Origin of the sequence: Mycobacterium europaeum (assembly GCF_034555895.2) — a bacterium.
Classification (GTDB): domain Bacteria; phylum Actinomycetota; class Actinomycetes; order Mycobacteriales; family Mycobacteriaceae; genus Mycobacterium; species Mycobacterium europaeum.
The window spans coordinates 4,635,586-4,649,598 of sequence record NZ_CP157315.1 but is presented as its reverse complement, the minus strand read 5'-3'; the positions used below and the strand labels follow the sequence as shown (position 1 = coordinate 4,649,598).

Annotated in this window: 12 protein-coding genes; 5 read left to right on the top strand and 7 right to left on the bottom strand. The window is 69.3% G+C overall.

The window, feature by feature from the left end; genetic code table 11:
- Nucleotides 1-7 precede the first annotated feature (7 nt).
- Nucleotides 8-838, bottom strand: a complete 831-nt coding sequence (locus U8D42_RS21430; RefSeq protein ID WP_322858289.1) for an alpha/beta fold hydrolase — start codon at nucleotides 836-838, stop codon at nucleotides 8-10.
- Nucleotides 839-904: 66 nt separating this feature from the next.
- Here U8D42_RS21430 and U8D42_RS21425 point away from each other — a divergent pair, with 66 nt between their 5' ends.
- Complete coding sequence (locus tag U8D42_RS21425) at nucleotides 905-1,510, top strand: TetR/AcrR family transcriptional regulator (RefSeq protein ID WP_085239358.1); 606 nt, start codon at nucleotides 905-907, stop codon at nucleotides 1,508-1,510.
- On the opposite strand, the gene U8D42_RS21420 is transcribed toward U8D42_RS21425, so the two are convergent.
- Nucleotides 1,475-4,537 (bottom strand): RND family transporter, encoded by a 3,063-nt coding sequence (locus tag U8D42_RS21420; RefSeq protein WP_431523798.1) that lies wholly within the window; start codon nucleotides 4,535-4,537, stop codon nucleotides 1,475-1,477. The two genes, U8D42_RS21425 and U8D42_RS21420, sit on opposite strands and share 36 nt — an antisense overlap.
- A 211-nt stretch (nucleotides 4,538-4,748) precedes the next feature.
- On the opposite strand from U8D42_RS21420, the gene U8D42_RS21415 reads away from it, so the two are divergent.
- On the top strand, nucleotides 4,749-5,441 hold the full coding sequence (locus tag U8D42_RS21415) for a TetR/AcrR family transcriptional regulator (protein WP_322858290.1): 693 nt from the start codon (nucleotides 4,749-4,751) through the stop codon (nucleotides 5,439-5,441).
- On the opposite strand, the gene U8D42_RS21410 is transcribed toward U8D42_RS21415, so the two are convergent.
- From U8D42_RS21410 to U8D42_RS21400, 3 genes are all read right to left on the bottom strand, one after another.
- On the bottom strand, nucleotides 5,407-5,967 hold the full coding sequence (locus U8D42_RS21410) for a TetR/AcrR family transcriptional regulator (protein WP_085239361.1): 561 nt from the start codon (nucleotides 5,965-5,967) through the stop codon (nucleotides 5,407-5,409). The two genes, U8D42_RS21415 and U8D42_RS21410, sit on opposite strands and share 35 nt — an antisense overlap.
- A 75-nt stretch (nucleotides 5,968-6,042) precedes the next feature.
- The gene (locus U8D42_RS21405; protein ID WP_322858291.1) at nucleotides 6,043-7,341 is read right to left on the bottom strand and encodes a lipase family protein; all 1,299 of its coding nucleotides are present in this window, start codon (nucleotides 7,339-7,341) and stop codon (nucleotides 6,043-6,045) included.
- Nucleotides 7,342-7,411: 70 nt separating this feature from the next.
- The gene (locus U8D42_RS21400; RefSeq protein ID WP_322858292.1) at nucleotides 7,412-8,356 is read right to left on the bottom strand and encodes an extracellular catalytic domain type 1 short-chain-length polyhydroxyalkanoate depolymerase; all 945 of its coding nucleotides are present in this window, start codon (nucleotides 8,354-8,356) and stop codon (nucleotides 7,412-7,414) included.
- Nucleotides 8,357-8,432: 76 nt separating this feature from the next.
- On the opposite strand from U8D42_RS21400, the gene U8D42_RS21395 reads away from it, so the two are divergent.
- Together U8D42_RS21395 and U8D42_RS21390 are read left to right on the top strand one after the other, a co-directional pair.
- Entirely contained in the window at nucleotides 8,433-8,891 is a 459-nt protein-coding gene (locus tag U8D42_RS21395; protein WP_322858293.1) for a MarR family winged helix-turn-helix transcriptional regulator, read from the top strand.
- 76 nt (nucleotides 8,892-8,967) lie between these two features.
- Nucleotides 8,968-9,237: a DUF4242 domain-containing protein gene (locus U8D42_RS21390; RefSeq protein WP_085239363.1), complete on the top strand. Its 270-nt coding sequence runs from the start codon at nucleotides 8,968-8,970 to the stop codon at nucleotides 9,235-9,237.
- A 7-nt stretch (nucleotides 9,238-9,244) separates the two neighbouring features.
- Here the strand turns inward: U8D42_RS21390 and U8D42_RS21385 are convergent, their stop codons facing one another.
- Nucleotides 9,245-12,154 carry a helix-turn-helix transcriptional regulator gene (locus U8D42_RS21385; RefSeq protein ID WP_322858294.1) on the bottom strand — a complete coding sequence of 970 codons (2,910 nt, stop codon included), beginning with the start codon at nucleotides 12,152-12,154 and terminating at the stop codon, nucleotides 9,245-9,247.
- A gap of 137 nt (nucleotides 12,155-12,291) precedes the next feature.
- Between U8D42_RS21385 and U8D42_RS21380 the strand changes: the two genes are divergently transcribed.
- Nucleotides 12,292-13,152: a pyridoxamine 5'-phosphate oxidase family protein gene (locus tag U8D42_RS21380; protein ID WP_322858295.1), complete on the top strand. Its 861-nt coding sequence runs from the start codon at nucleotides 12,292-12,294 to the stop codon at nucleotides 13,150-13,152.
- A gap of 24 nt (nucleotides 13,153-13,176) precedes the next feature.
- On the opposite strand, the gene U8D42_RS21375 is transcribed toward U8D42_RS21380, so the two are convergent.
- On the bottom strand, nucleotides 13,177-13,986 hold the full coding sequence (locus tag U8D42_RS21375) for a polysaccharide deacetylase family protein (protein ID WP_322858296.1): 810 nt from the start codon (nucleotides 13,984-13,986) through the stop codon (nucleotides 13,177-13,179).
- Between the last annotated feature and the right edge of the window lie 27 nt (nucleotides 13,987-14,013).

Sequence of the window (14,013 nt, the reverse complement as noted above, 5' to 3'; positions counted from 1 at the left end):
CGGGTGGTTACGTGCGCACCGCGATCGTCGACAACAGGTCGGCCAGCCGGTCCGGCTGATCGATCATCGAGAACGTCCTGGCCCCCTCGATGACCTCCAGGCGCGCGTGCGGGATGGTGGCGGCCAGCCGGACGCCATCCTCCTGCTCGAAGAACACGTCGTCGGCGGACCACGCGATCAGGGTGGGCTTGCCGAACTCGGGCAGCCGGGCCGCCACGCCCGTCGTCACCTCGGTGCGCATCGACAACGTGAACCGGCGCAGGTCTTCGGCGATGCGGGGGTCGGACAGGCCCGGGCGCACCCAGGCCTCGGTGAGCTCATCGATGTTGCGGTGGGCCAGCCCGTCGAACGCGCGCTTGCGTGCGGCCAGCAATCGCATGGCCTGCGCCACGGCCCGGAAGGTCGCCTTCGATTTGGCCGCCAGGATCACCGGCTTGAGGATAGGCGGTGGAAAGTGTTCGAACGCATCGCAACTCGTGAGCACCAGCGCGCCGAGCCGCTCGGGGTGGTGGACGGCGACCAGCTGGGTGATGACCCCGCCGGTGTCGTTGCCGACGAGCACGACGTCCTCGAGGTCGAGAGCGGCCAGCACCTCGGCGACCATCCCCGCGACCCCGGTGATGGTGCGATCGGCGCCGCGGTGCAACGGTTCCGGATGGGCGCCCAGCGGCCATGTCGGGGCGATGCAGCGCAGCCCGAGGTCGGCGAGGCGTTCGCCGACCGGGCGCCACAGCTCGCCCCCCATCATGTACCCGTGCACGAAGACCACCGGCCTGCCGTTGTCGGGTCCGGTTGCTTCGTAATGGATGGTTCCGGCGCTAATGTCGATCGTCGGCATAGAGGACTCCTACTTCGAGGCGCATTTACAAACAGGCTGTCTGTTCGTAAGTTACCAACAGGTTGTATGGAAAGCAAGAGACGGACTCAGGAAGAGCGTTCCGCGGCGACCCGCGTTGCGCTGATCGCCGCTGCCCGCAGGCTCTGGGGAATGCGGGGCTACGCGGAGGTGGGGACGCCGGAAATCGCGACCACCGCGGGGGTGACGCGCGGGGCGATGTACCACCAATTCGCCGACAAGGCAGCGCTTTTCCGCGAGGTCGTCGAAGCCGTGGAGCAGGATGTGATGGCCCGGATGGGCACCCTGGTGGCCGAATCGGGAGCGACCACACCGGCGGACGCGATCCGAGCCGCCGTCGACGCGTGGCTGGAGGTCAGCGGCGATCCCGAGGTGCGCCAGCTGATGTTGCTGGACGCCCCGAGTGTGCTGGGCTGGGCCGGCTTTCGCGATGTTGCCCAGCGATACAGCCTGGGCATGACCGAACAGTTGCTCACCGAGGCCATCCGGGCCGGCCAGTTGGCCAAGCAGCCGGTGCGGCCGCTGGCGCACGTGCTGATCGGCGCGCTCGACGAGGCCGCCATGCTGATCGCCACCGCCGACGATCCGAAGCGCATGCGCCGGGAGACGCGTCAGGTGCTACACCGGCTGATCGACGGGATGCTGAACGGATGACCCGGGGCGTGCTCGCTGCGGCCACCAGCTCCGCTCCCGCAAGAGGGTGGCGATAGCGGGGACCGTGAGGGTTCGCACCACGAAGGTGTCCAACAGGAGCCCACAACCGATCACGAATCCGGCCTGGACCATCATGTCGAGCGATCCGATCATCAGCCCGAACATGCTGGCGGCGAAGATCAGGCCCGCCGAGGTGATCACGGACCCGGTGCTGGCCACCGTGCGCAGGACGCCGACCCGCATGTTGCGAGCGGACTCTTCGCGCAACCGGGAGATCACCAGCATGTTGTAGTCCGCGCCGACCGCGATCAGCAGGATGAACGCCAAAAGCGGGACGGGCCACGCGATGGCGTGGCCGAAGCCGTGCTGGAATACCAGCACTCCCAGGCCCAGTGCGGCGAAATAGTTCAGCACCACGGTGCCCAGCAGGTAGAGCGGGGCAACCACGGCGCGCAGCAGCAGCATCAAGACGACGCCGACGATCAGCAGGGTGGCGGTGGCCAGGCGGCTGAAGTCGGCGGACAGCAGGTGCTGCAGGTCGGAATTGACCGCGGTGAAACCGGCCATGGAGACCGTGGCGTTGTCCAGCGAGGTATTGGGCCGGGCGGCGTTGGCCGTATCGATGACCCGGCGATTCAGGGCCATCGCTTCCGCGGAGTAGGGATCGTATGACGACGTGATGGCAAAGCGGGCGGTGCGTCCGTCGACGGAGATGAAATGCCTTGCCATGTCGCTGAATTGGTGGTTCTCGAACGCGGCCTGGGGTAGGTAGAAACCGGACGCGGAGTCTGATCCCGACGTGGCGCGTGCGGAATTCTGCAGCTGTGCCGCGATTTGGCTCATGCCGCCGAGTAGTCGAATGTTGCTGTCGGCAAGGGTATGTACCCCGCCGGCGAGCGCCTGGGCTCCCGATGCGAGTCGGGCGATGCCGTCTTGCAGGCGGTGGATGGTGCCGATCAGGTCCGCGGGTTCACCACTGGAACCGGCCGCCTGCTGCATCGTGGTGGCGGCGCTCTGGATGCCGGTGAGTGCGGCCGAGAGGGTGGTGGTTTGGCCGAGCTGGTCACCGAGATTGCCGACTTGGTCGAAGAATCCACCGTTGCGCAGTGTGACGAGCACGTGAGTCTCATCGCGTAGTTGCGCGCACTGCGGCGTGGTGGCACACCAGGGCGAGGAGTCGAGGTTGTCGACAAGGGGTGCGATCGCCGCGATCGCGGTGGCGGCTTGTTGGGCGAGCGGGCGCAGTCCCGCGCCGGTCCGCGCGGCCTGATCCACGGCGGGTGCGGTCGCGTCGAGCTGTTGCAGCAGGGAGCGGGCGCCCTGCAGATTCTGCTCTCCGGTCCGGCTCAAGAGATCGGTCAGCGGCGCCAGAGCACGACGCAAGGTGGTGTCCAGCCGGCCCAGGCCGGCCGCGAGCTGATCGGCTCCGTTGGTGAGTTTGTCCAGGTCGTCACGGTGTGCCTGCCCGTCGGCAACAGCGTTGGCCATCTTGTCGCCGATTTGCCCGTTCTGCCAAGACAATTGCGCCTGATCGAGGCGATTCCCGGTGGGGCGGGTGACACCGGCGACCCGAGTGACCCCGGGGAGTTGCGCGATCCGCGAGGCCAGCGCGTCGAGATCGGCGAGGCTTCGGGCGGTGCGCATGTCGGTGCCCGACTGCACGAGCAGGAATTCGTTGATGACGGTGTCTTTGGGGAAGTGCCGATCCAGCAGCTGGTAACCCTCATTGCTGGCGGTGCCGGCGGGTTGTCCGCGGCGGTCGTCGTAGCTGATCGTCATGGTGACCGCGACCAGCCCGAGGGCAAGCAATGCCACGAGGCTCGCGGCCAGCAGCGGTACGGGCCGTCGTACGACCAACACGGCGATCCGGTTCCAATACCGGCGCGACAGGTCGGCGCGGGGCTCGGCGATGCCGCGTTTGGCTGCGAGCGCCAACAGCGGGGGGAGCAAGGTAACGGTGGCCAGGAACCCGATCAGCACGGCGATGGCGCAGGCGGGCCCGACCCCCTGGAAGACGCTCAGGTGGGCGAACACCATGGACGCCAACGCCAAAGCGACGGTTGCCGCCGAGGCCAGGATGACGCGGCCGATGCTGCCGCAGGCGTGGACGATGGCCTCCTCCGCGGCATGGCCGCGGCGTCGCTGCTCGTGATAGCGGCTGATCAGGAACACGCTGTAGTCGGTGCCGGCGCCCAGGAGCACCGCGGTCATGAATGCGATGGTGAATTGCGAGACCGGGACGCCGAATTCACCGAGTGCCGAAAGCACGCCTCGGCCGACGCCCACGCTGGCGCCGATCACCAGCAGTGGCAACAGGGCGGTGGCCACCGACCGATAGACGAACAACAGGATGAGCGCGATGAGGGCGGCGGTCGCAATCGAGATGAAGAGCAATTCGTGCTCGCCCGAGGCGATCTGATCGCGGAATGTCGCCGCCGGGCCGGTGACGTGGGCGACGGTCGAGGATCCGGCGAACGCGGAGGACACGTGTGCGCGGACGGCGTCGACGGATTCGGCGGACGTCGGATCCCCAAGCGTGCCTGCGATTCCGACCGGCAGGAACCACGCTTTGCCGTCTTTGCTCACCGCGTGCGCTCGGGTGCTCGGGTCGGCGATCAGATCCTGCACCAGCAGAACGTGCGCTTTGTCGGCGCGCAGCGCGGCAACGAGCGCGTCGTAGCGGTGCCGCGCCGGTGGGGCCAGTCCCGCAGGGTCTTCCATCGCGACGACGATCGAGGTCTTCGCGCCCCGCTCGTCGAACGCCGCCGCCATGCGGTCGAGCGCTTGAAACGACGCCACGTCAGTGGGCAGCAGCTGGACCGATTGCCGGCGCACGACGGTCTCCAGCTGCGGGAAGGCGATCGCGAGGATCACCGCCACGCCGACCCACGCGCCGATCACGAAACCTTTGCGCCGGACCGCGAATCCGCCCAATGCGGCAAGGCGCGTGCTGTATTCGCTGGTGTGTTCGGGCGGCGGGCCGCCGCGGCGCGAGATCCGTCGCGGGGCATCGACGGACGCGGTCACCGCAGTCCCCTCGGCGACGACGATCCCCCGCACGGGCTCTCGACAGGGTCCTGCCCGAAGCAGCGCACATCGATCGCCGAAAAGCTCCCCCGTCTCACCGGTCCCCCTACGGTTGTTTGGTGAAGTGGTTCACCAAACTGCTTTGGTGAGATACTTCACCAAAGAGCTCGCGGGCGCAAGTCCGCGAGTCAGGTGAGAGGAGCCGGCTCGCATGGCAGTGCACCGCGGCCTAACCGCCGATCAGCGCCGCGATCAGCGCCGTGGGCAACTCATCGAGGCCGCGTTCGACACCATTGCCGAGCAGGGGGTGGGCAACCTCCGCGTGCGGGCGGTCAGCGCCCGCGCGCGACTCAACGACCGCTATTTTTACGAGAGCTTTCGCGATTGCCATGAGTTGCTGATCGCAACGTTCGAGGACCAGTTCAATCGCGCGTTGACCGGGATCATGGCAACGGTCGCGGAGTCGCCACCCGAGATCGCACCCCGCGCTCGGGCGGTGATCGAATTCGCCTTCGCCTTCATCGACGAGGACCCGCGCCGCGCACGGCTTCTGATCGAGCTGCAATCGGCCGAAGCGCTCGCCGGCCGTCGAGATGAAGTGATCGACGTCCTCACCGAGGTCATGGTGGGGCAGATGCGCACGCTGCTCGGGGACGCCGCCGGGAGTGAGGCAAGCGTCAAGCTGACCGCGCTGACGGTCGTCGGCGGTCTGCTCGAGCTGACCACCCAGTGGTATCGGGGCCGGATCGATGTGAGTCGACCGCGGCTCGTCGACTTCATGACCGCCCTCGCGGTGACCACCACCGACATCACCGGAGCGCTTGAACGTCAGCTCACACCACCGGAGACCGGCGGCGCCCCCGGGACCGTCAGTCGGGCCGGACCGCGGCGACGCCCGCGATGACGCCCTGGAGGAGCCGGTCGAGGTGGTCGGCGTTGTCGACGGCCGGCTGCCCCGCGACGAACGTCAGCATGATCCCGTTGATGAAGGCCAGCGTGGCGATCGCCTGGTCTTCGACCAGCGCCGGCTCGGGCGCGCTGCCGTCGGGATGCCATTGGGCGACGACGTCGCGGGCCAGGGTGTAGAGCCGCTCCGCGGACTCGTCCAGGGTGGTCGCCAGTTCGGCGTCCCGGCCGGCGAGCAACGCGAGCTCGTAGCGCGCCCTGGCGCGGGTCAGCCAGGGCTCGCTGTTGACGTACATGACAATGCGGGCCAGCCCCGCCGTGCCGGTGAATTGCATTGCTGGATCGCCGGCGAGCTCGGCCATCCGGGAAAAGTCGGCCACGTCGAGCTCGGCCACCCGCGCCGCGGCCGCGTGTAGCAGCGCCTTGCGGGTCCGGAAGTAGAACGACGCGGTGCCGGCCGGCACGCCGGCGCGATCGTCGACCCGCGGGTGGCTGACGCCGTGGACTCCGTTGGTGCCCAGCAGATCGATCGCGGCGTCGGCGAGCTGGCGGCGCCGCTCGGGCGCATTGTGCTTTCTGCGTGCTGCGATCGGTCCAGTCTAAAACTGACCGCAGTTGGGCGCGGTCGGTTCTTCGTTGAAGCGGGCGGCGATCCACTGCATGGCCGGCTCCCCGTCGACGAGCATCGGCAGGGCGTGGTTGATCACGAGCTTGTTGAGGAACGGCGGCTCCTCGTTGGTGCGGAACTCCACGTCGGCGCCCTGGGTGCACCAGTCCCGACCGAGTTGGTTGGCCGCCGTCCAGGGCACCAGCGGGTCGTAGCGATTGCTGTTGATCAGCACCGGGGCGTTGGGCCGATAGCGCCCGATCCGCTGGTCTTCGAACATGGTGTTGAACGGCTCCTCGTTGACCAGTTGATTGATGTCTTCGGTGAAGTACGGCTGGATATGGCGAAACATGAAGTCCAGCAGGGTTTGTCCGACGCACTGACGCGAGACGGATTCGAGCATTGCCAGCCCGCGGGGGGTCATCTTGGACCGGATGACGTCGGCGAACTCGGGATAGGCGGCCATGACGCTGTTGAGCGCGTACCCGACGACACCGACCAGGGCACTGCCGTCCGCGTACGGGAGGAGCTCCTTGAGGTTGGCCGGCGGTGCCCCGGCGTAGGTGCCCACGATGTGGAGATCGGGGGCATAGGCCGACGCCAGCTCGGCCGCCGACGCCGTCGCGCCTCCGCCCTGCGAGTAGCCCCAAAATGCCACCGGCCCATGGGGATCCAGCGACGTGCCCGGGAGCTTCATGGCGGCCCGGGCGGCATCGAGCACGGCCTGTCCCTCCGCGACCCGGCCCACGTAGGTGTGCATGGAGGTGGTGCCAAGGCCCTCGTAGTCGGTCATCACGATGGCGAAACCGCGGGCGACCATGGTCGCTACGAACAGCTCCTCGTAGTTGAACATGATGTCCCAGCCACCCGAATAGTGGATCCCCTGGTTGAACATTCGCGACGGGGCGCACTGATTGCCCTGGCCTTGGGTGCCCGGCGCGTAACTGATCAAGGGGCGCGGCCCGCGGCCCGGCCAGTCGTTGTAGGGCTCGAAGTAGGTGCCGGTGACCGCGATCGGGTTCCCCCGGGTATCGGTGCTGCGGTACATGATTCGTGTCCCGGTGGCCATGATCGCACCCAGCTGGCCCGACGGCTCCAGCACCAGTCGGGACGGCTCGGTGCGGATCAGGTCTCCAGGCCGGCCGGGCGGTAACGGGTCGGGGGGCGTGTAGAACTCCGCGTATTGCGGTTCGTCCCCGCCGTCGGCGCGGGCGCTGCCCGCGTTCGACAGGCCGGCCAGCGCCGAGGCGATGATCAGTAGGACGGCGAAGGCTCCCCCAACCCGGCGCATTACGGAACGGTAACAACCGGGGGCCGCCGGTGGAAGGGCGTTCTCTAAAATTTTAGAGATCCGCCGCGCCCTAACGATGGTTCTGCGCGAAGAACCGCCAGATGGTGTCGGTGGCGTCCAGGGCCGTCGAGGGTGCGGGGATGCCCGCGACCCGCTCGGCAAGCGGGCTGGGCTCGCCGCCCGGCCACTGATGGCCCGCGCCGGCCACCGAGATCAACTCGACCGTGCGCCCGTCCGCGCATCCGGCGGTCTGTGTCGTCACGTCGCCGGAGGTGCTCGTACTCGGCGGGGCGCACCCGTCGATGGCGCGCCAGGTGGAGTTGACGGACTGCGCCGACGGTCCGTCCACCCGCGCAGTCCCGTTGAGCGAGAACGCCTTCCCCGGGCCGCCGTCGTAGGGCACCCGGTCGTCGGCCGTGCCGTGGATCTGTAGCAGCGATGCGCGCCGCGCCCGGGAGCAGTCCGTCAGCAGCGTGCCGGCCACCGGGGCGATAGCGGCGAACAGGTCGGACTGGCAGCCCAGGCGGAGCGCCATCATGGCGCCGTTCGACATGCCGGTGACGTAGACGCGGGCGCGATCGATGGGCATCTGTTGTTCGATGGCACCGACCATGGTCGCGATGAAACCGACGTCGTCGGCGTTCGCGCGCTGCGGTTCACCGCAGCAGGTGCCGGCGTTCCAGGCGCGGTTGAGGCCGTCGGGGTAGGCCACCAGAAAGTGCCCGGAATCCGCCTCGGCGTCCCAGTGGTAGGCCCGCTCGGCCTGCTCACCGGTGCCGAAGCCGCCGTGCAGCATCACCACCAGCGGCGCCGCCTCGGTCAAACCCGCGGGCCGATACAGGTGAAAGGTCCGGCTGCCGCCGCCCACCTCGATGCTCTGGGTGGACTGACCGACGGGAATCGATTGTGCGCCCGGCGCTCCCCGCGCATGTCCGCCGCCCAGGCACCCGCCGAGCGCGGCGGCCAGGGCCGCGACGAGGCACAAGCTGATGACCCGAGCGCAACGCGATCGCATGACCGCCATCGTGGCAGCCGCCCGCGGTTTTGACAAGGTACTTGTCAATCGTGGGGGAGGTGGCACACTCTTTCCCATGCGACGTCCCGCGGATGCCGACTGGCAGCCGACCGTGCCGGCGCTGGTGAACCTGGTGGCCGCCTCGGGTGCGCCGCGCTTGCGGGCGGCGTTTGCCGAAGCGGGGCTCGATGGGATCCGCCCGGCGCAAGCGGTCGCCCTCGTCCCGTTGGCGGCCGGCGGGCTGCACGCGTCGGATCTGGCCGACCGACTGCAGGTGAGCCGGCAGGCGGTGGCCCAGGCGATCACCGGCTTGGAGCGGCACGGCTACGTCACCCGGGCACCCAACCCCCTGGACGCGCGGACCCGGATCATCGAGCTGACGCCGCGCGGCCGGCGGGCACTGAGTGTGATGCGTTCGAACGCAGTCGATTTGGAGAAGCGCTGGGAGGAGCTGCTGGGACGGCGGCGACTGGCCGAGTTGCGGGAGACCCTACAGACGTTGCTCGCCGGTCAGACCGAGCCGGCGGGGGAGTGACGCCCGCCGAAAATACCCGTGTCCTCACCGTCGTCGACGGCCTAGGCTCGACCCAAGACAGTGACAGGAGTCCGCCGTGCCCATCTTCATGGTCGAGCGCAACTTCGCCGAGGAATTGGAACCCAGCCTCGAAGTTGCCGACGGTATCAACCGGATCAACGACCTGGAGGGCGTTCGCTGGATGTATTCCTTCCTGTCGGCGGACAAACGCAAGACGTACTGCCTCTACGAGGCGCCGTCCCCGGAGGCCATCAGGTCCGCGGCCGCCCGGGCGGGCCTGCCCGCCGACGCCGTCGTCGAGGTGAAAGACCGCGTGATGCCGGACGGGGCCCTGTCCGACATCTGACGCGGCACTACCCGAGCAGCTCGTGATCGGCGGCGTACATCGCCGCCTGGGTGCGGTTGGCCGCCCCGGTCTTGATGAGGATGTTGCGCACGTGGTTCGCCGCGGTGTTGGTGCTGATGAAAAGGCGTTCGCCGATCGCCCGGTTGCTCAACCCCTCAGCGAGCAGCCGCAGCACCTCGACCTCCCGCTCGGTCAAGCCGTCCGGGCCCACGGCAGGCGCGGCGAGCACCGAATCCGCGAGGTCGGCGACCCGCGTCTGGCCGACCGCACCGGCGATGGCGCGTGCCTCGCCGGCCAGGCGGCGGGCATCGTCGGTGCGTCCGCAGGACGCGGCGAACACCGCGTGCCGGGCCAGGGTCTCACTGATGTGGACCACCGAGCCCATCCGGCGGTCCATCTCGATCGCCGCGGCGAAGTGCCGGTCGGCCGCCGCGCGGTCCCCGCAGAGCGCGGCCATGCGGGCCAGGTACCGGTCCGCGCTGCCGAACAGCGCCACGAACTGCCCGGCCACCAAGTTCTTTCCGGCGTAACGCGCGACGAACGGGTGCAGCGCCCGGACCGCGTCGAGATCGCCGAGCTGCAGCGCCGCCTCGACCATGAACACCAGCTCCATCGGCCACTGCGCATCCTCCAGGCGGTCGCCGAGGTTGCGGTTGAGCAGTTGGCTGAGCGCACGGGTCATGCCGCGCTCGCACCGCAGCTCGGTGTACAGGGCGAGCAGACCCGGCACCCAGCGGCCGGTGAACGCCTCACTGCCGTCGACAAACCCCCCGAACCGCTTCAAATCGCCGGTCTCGCGGCGAATCATGAACATCTGGACCCCGTTGGAGCCCTCGGTGTCGTCGGCGCCGAACAAACCGCCTGTGCGCAAGGCGATGTCGGCCCATCGTTCGGCACCGGGGAAGTCGCCGCCCAGATAGGCCAGCGCCTGCTCGATGCACGCGCCGACGAAGCCGAAGGCGGATTGACCGCAGCTCTGCGCCGCTCGCCGCATATCGGCGGTCGCGGCGGCGAGGCCGTCGGGCCGGCCCGCCAGGTAGCTGACCTGGGCGTGGAAATGCGATGCCGCGCCCAACGACTCGTAGTCGCGGCGCGATAGCGCCATGCGGGATACCTCGGCCGCGCGCTCGGTTTGGATCTCGCTCATCTCCGGGGTGAGGCCTTGCCACAGGCTGGTTTTCAGCGTGTGCAGCAGTACCGCCGCGTCGCCGACGGACCGCGCGCGCTCGATCGCGTCGGCGCCGACCTCGCGGGCCCGCGCCGCTTCGCCGGCGAAGGACAGCGCCCGACCGAGGCTGCCGAGCGCCTGCACATAGCGTGGGTCCTCGGCGCGCAGCCCGCACGATTCCAGAGCCGACGCCAACAAGTCCGCGGCCTTCGAATTCGATTGCCCGGGACGCCAATTGGCCTCTTCGTAGCCGACGGCCGCCTCCAGGCGCATGAGCGGATCGTCGGTCGCGCCGATGCGCTCGTAGATGGACCGCGCCCGTGCGAACGAGCCACCGCGCACGTGGTTGGCGGCCGCGTCGAGCTGCAGCCTGGCCCGGTCCGCCAGGGTGAGCTCCGGCAGCGACGCCGCCCGCTCGAACCACGTCGCCGCGTCCTCGTAGGCCAGGCTCTGCTCGGCCATGCGGGCCGCCCGACGCGCGTACCGCAACGCCTGCTCGTGGTAGCCGAGCACGTGCGCGCGCAGGTAGTGGTTGGCCAGGCGGGGGACGAGCGCCGGGTCGCCGCGCCCCTCGAGGGCCTCCCCGGCGCGCGCATGCATGACCCGCAGCCGCGAGGCGGCCATCCCGGTCAGCACCGCTTCTCGGGTCAACGCGTGCACGAAGGCGAATTCACCGTCGGAGTCGTGAACGGCGCGCACCAACCCGACGGCCTCGGCCGAATCGATGGCCGCCAGCGTCGCGCCGGCCTCCGTCCCGCTCGTCGAGATCAACGCCGGCAGGTCGAACGTCTGGCCCAGCACCGCGGCCTGTTCGATGACCGCGCGCACGCCGCTGCCCAGCCCGGCCAGGCGGCGGGCGATGGCGTCGCCGATCGACGCGGGGACCGTGTGCTGCGTGCCCAGCGTGGCAAGGCCGCCGCGGAGTTCGAGCTCGTTGACGAGTTCGGTGAGGAAGAACGGATTGCCGCCGGTTCGCTCGCGCAGCAAGGCGGCGGCCGTACGCGCCGACGCCGGGGCGAGCTGCTGTGTGCGCGCCACGAATTCGGCGATCGCCTCGGTGTCCAGGCCGGCGAGGTCCAGGCGCCGCACGCCGTCGAACCGGTGCAGCTCGGCCAGCCGGGTAGCCAGGTCGTCGGACCGGTCGGGCTCGGTGGTGCGGAAGGTGACCACGACCAGCACACGGACATCGGCGCAGCCGATCAGCACGTGCTCGAGTAACGCCAGCGTCGGAAGCTGGGCCCAGTGCAGGTCGTCGAGGATCAACGCGATCGGGCGATCGACCGCCAGCCGCCGCAGGAAGCCGGTCATCGCGTGGAAGAGGGCATGCCGCGGCGAACCGTGGTCCGGAGCCGGGCCTGTGTCGGGCAAATGCCGAACCACCTGCGGCGACAGCCGCCGCAGCTGCGGCCCCGCGTCGCCCAGCGGTTCGGCCAGCGCGCCCGACGGACCGGTGATCAACAGCCGATCGAGCGCTTCGGCGAAGGGCGCATAGGGCAGATCCTCGTCGGCCGTCGAACTGCCCACCAGCACCGCGACGCCGTGCTCGTGCAGCGTTCCGGCGACCTCCGCGGCCAGCCGCGTCTTGCCGGCCCCGGGCTCGCCGCCGATGAAGATGGCCTGGCGATTGCCCCGCTCGACGCGCTCCCAGGCCTGTTCGAACACCGCCAGTTCCGCGCCGCGACCCACGAGCGCGCCGCGGCGACGAGCGATCAATTCGGCCGGGAGCGGGGGCGGCACCCACTGCGCCATGGTCTCAAGGTAATCGCGGCGATCGGGGCGGGTCGATAGTCAGTTCTGACTATCGACAGCCGACCCCGGCGCCGGCGTTGTTCCGGCCGTGACGCGCATACTGTGCTTCTGAGGCGCTGTTGTCGGGAGGGCACTTCGTGATCACTCGAGACGTCGAGGCGAGCGCGGTGGCCGACTTGGCGCTTTCTCCGCCGCGGGCGGCGCTGGCTGCCACCGTCGACGACGAGATCGTTGTCCTGCCGGCCGCCGTCAGGCTGGACCAGCGTGCCGATCCCGCGTTGTCGCCGCGCGTCGTTCGTGTCCCGGCCGGCGGCCCGGAGCTCACCGATCGCAAGGTCGTCGTGGTCGCCGACGACGGTCCACAGTGGTTTCGGCTGCGTTCGCTGACCGTCCGGGGGACGGCCGAGGCCATGGGAGATCGCACCTATCGGGTCGTCCCTAGGCGGATCGTGGCCTGGGACTACGGCTCCCTCCGTGAGGTGCCGACACGGCCGGCGACACCGGCACCGCCGCGGGTATCCGCCGCGGTTGCCGACGGGCACGACGATGTTCATCCCGTCCCGTCTTTGAACGTTGAAGCGGCCGTGCACAATTCGTGGGTCATGCTGCTCGCCACCCGCTCGCCCAAGGGCACGCCGTTCGCGGTCCCGCTATGGTTCGTGGCGCACCGCGGCCGCTGGTATGCCACCACCTCGGCGTCGTCCTGGACGGTACGCAATGTGCAAGCCTGCCCGCAGGTCGCCATGCTGCTGGGCGGCGAGGGCGGGTCACGCTCCGACCGGCTCGTGGTGCGGGGACGGGCAACGGCCGTGCGGGGCGTACCGCCGCCTGCGGTGCTTGCCCGAATTGCCTGGCGCTACTACCTGCAACCACGGTTCGCGGTCGTAGAGCTGAGCCACCTCCGGCTGTGGCCGCGGCGGATGCGGTATTACCGCCAGTCGAGTCCGGCGTACGTGGTGATCACACCGGAAGCGGCAACCGAATGCCGGGTCCCGTAGCCACCTCTCCGGGTTCGCGACGCTCTACGGCGTCTTCAAGAACACGTCGTTGAGCGTGACGGTGCGCAGGTCTCGCTCGCGGATGACGTCGACCAGTTGGGGATAGACGTGGGTGACCGGCAGGTGGTTGAGATGCCCGATGACGATGGCCTGCGGCGTGAAGTACTGGTCGGCCATCTGCACGATGTAGTCCTCGGTGATCAACGTCGAATCCGACAGCGATCCCGACCATAACGTCGGCACCGTGTAGCCGAGGTCGGCCGCGACGGCGTCGACGGCGGCGTTGCGCTTCGCGTACGGCGGCCGCCAGTACGGCTTGGCGCCGACCCCGTAGGTCTTCTTGAGGAATTCGTCGTTGCGGGAAAGCTGTTGGGCGATTTGGTCTTTCGGCAGCGTCGTCAGGTCCGGGTGGGACCAGGTGTGGTTGCCGAGCTGGATCTGCCCGCTTTCGACCAGGGGCCGCAGCATCTCCTTGTTCTCGGTCCAGGAGTCATAGGTGCCGTTGACGAAGTAGGTCAGCCGCACGCCGGTGTCCTTGGCGAACTGCGTGTACGCGCGCACCACCTCGCTGTTGACGCCGTCGTCGACGGTCAGCGCCAGCAGATCGCCCTCGCCGGGGATCTTGATCAATGCGCCGCCGCCGGGCAGCGGGATGCGGGCGTCGGGCGGTGGGGGCGGCAGGAGCGCCGTCGGGGCGGCGGGGCCGGATACCGCGACGGAAGCGGGCGGTACCTGGGCGAACGTCCGCGGCTGCGGGTCGACCACCAGGCGGGCGGCGCCCACGCCGGCGACCACCGACGCGGCGAGCGAACCCAGGAACTGACGGCGGTTCATCTCGGGGCGCGGGGCGGGGCGGGCTCG

Excerpts from the sequence above, each read along its gene's own strand:
- U8D42_RS21430 (WP_322858289.1), bottom strand. The coding sequence starts at position 838 with ATGCCGACGATCGACATTAGCGCCGGAACCATCCATTACGAAGCAACC.
- U8D42_RS21425 (WP_085239358.1), top strand. The coding sequence starts at position 905 with ATGGAAAGCAAGAGACGGACTCAGGAAGAGCGTTCCGCGGCGACCCGC.
- U8D42_RS21415 (WP_322858290.1), top strand. The coding sequence starts at position 4,749 with ATGGCAGTGCACCGCGGCCTAACCGCCGATCAGCGCCGCGATCAGCGC.
- U8D42_RS21405 (WP_322858291.1), bottom strand. The coding sequence starts at position 7,341 with ATGCGCCGGGTTGGGGGAGCCTTCGCCGTCCTACTGATCATCGCCTCG.
- U8D42_RS21400 (WP_322858292.1), bottom strand. The coding sequence starts at position 8,356 with ATGCGATCGCGTTGCGCTCGGGTCATCAGCTTGTGCCTCGTCGCGGCC.
- U8D42_RS21395 (WP_322858293.1), top strand. The coding sequence starts at position 8,433 with ATGCGACGTCCCGCGGATGCCGACTGGCAGCCGACCGTGCCGGCGCTG.
- U8D42_RS21385 (WP_322858294.1), bottom strand. The coding sequence starts at position 12,154 with ATGGCGCAGTGGGTGCCGCCCCCGCTCCCGGCCGAATTGATCGCTCGT.
- U8D42_RS21375 (WP_322858296.1), bottom strand. The coding sequence starts at position 13,986 with ATGAACCGCCGTCAGTTCCTGGGTTCGCTCGCCGCGTCGGTGGTCGCC.